Here is a 1480-nt window from a genome sequence, read left to right on the forward strand (position 1 = left end):
TCCGTTTGACGCCGTCCTCAGCAATGGGTGCTGTTCCGTTGCGGGTAATGTCCACCAGTTTGCGCCGCGCGTGCGCCCAACAATAGGCGAGCTGAATGTTCCGGCCTATGCGGTCGGGTCCGATCAGCCTGTTGTATCCGGCATAGCCATCGACCTGCAGGATGCCTTCGAACCCCTGCAATATCCGTTCGGCATGAATGCCCCCGCGACCGCGAGCATAGGTAAAGGCCACACCCGGCGGAGCTCCGCCATTCCAAGGACGATCATCCCGCGCCAACGCCCAGAAGTATCCGGTCTTGGTTTTGCGCGATCCGGGATCGAGCACAGGCGCACGGGTCTCGTCCATGAACAGCTTGGTCGAGCGCTTCAGGTCCACAATCAGGGCATCGAAGACGGGGCGCAGTTCGAACGCTGCGCGGCCGACCCAGTCGGCCAGTGTTGAGCGGTCGAGGTCCAAGCCCTGGCGGCTCATGATCTGTGCCTGACGGTAAAGCGGCAGATGATCGGCATATTTAGAAACCAGAACATGAGCGACGGTCGCTTCCGTCGGCAGTCCTGCCTGTATCAGCCGTGCCGGAGCGGGGGCCTGAACGACACCATCGGTGCAGGCGCGGCATGCATATTTGGGACGACGCGTGACGACGACATGGAACTGCGCAGGGACCACATCCAGACGCTCGGAGACATCCTCGCCGATGCAATGCAGGCAACCGCCGCAGGTGCACACCAGGCTTTCCGGCTCGATCACCTCTTCGATACGCGGAAGATGTTTTGGAAGGGAGCCGCGATTGGTCGCGCGTGGCTTGGTGGTCTTGGTTCCTGCAGGAGCGTCTGCCTCATCCTCGGCATGGATGGCGGCCATGGCCGTTTCCAGGTCTTCCAATGCCAGATCAAACTGATCGGGATCCGTCTTCTCGGATTTGCGCCCGAAGGCTGCCTGCTTGAAGGCCGCGACCAGCTTCTCAAGCCGTTCGATCCGCTCGTCTTTGCGGGCGATATGCTCGTCCTTACTGGCTATCTGGGCGTTCTGTCTGGCTATCGCGGCGTCTTTGCCCGCCTCGCGTGACTGCGCCGCAATCAGCATCGCCTTCAGGGTGGCAATATCATCGGGAAGATCGGTGGTATCCAGCATGACCGGAATATACCAAGTACCGCGCCGATTTGCCTTCAAAATTTGCCGTCCTGAGTCATCATGCCGCAGCTATTCGACGGTCTCTGGCGGTCTCGTCTGCACGGCATGAACCCGCCGCCAATCCAGGCCCGCAAACAGGGCTTCAAACTGGGCGTGGCTCAGCGTCATCAGGCCATCCTTGATACCAGGCCAAGTGAAAGTGTGCTCTTCCAACCTCTTGTACGCTAGCACGATGCCGCTCCCATCCCAGTAGATCAACTTCAGCCGGTCTGCCTTGCGAGACCTGAACACGAAGACTGTTCCGGTGAACGGGTCCTTGTGAAGCTCGTTCTTCACCAGCGCTGCCAA

At 60.1% G+C, this 1480-nt stretch carries 2 protein-coding genes; both read right to left on the reverse strand.

Annotated elements, in window-relative coordinates; translation table 11 throughout:
• Window positions 1–1132: IS66 family transposase (gene tnpC, locus IFT53_RS23510; protein WP_192096980.1), on the reverse strand; the 1132-nt coding region annotated here is incomplete at its 3' end.
• Between the two features lie 69 nt (window positions 1133–1201).
• Window positions 1202–1480 (reverse strand): IS66 family insertion sequence element accessory protein TnpB (gene tnpB, locus IFT53_RS23515; RefSeq protein ID WP_192096978.1); only part of this gene is annotated, 279 nt, incomplete at its 5' end.

The organism is Rhizobium sp. CFBP 13644, assembly GCF_014842165.1.
Taxonomy (GTDB): Bacteria; Pseudomonadota; Alphaproteobacteria; order Rhizobiales; family Rhizobiaceae; genus Agrobacterium; species Agrobacterium tumefaciens_C.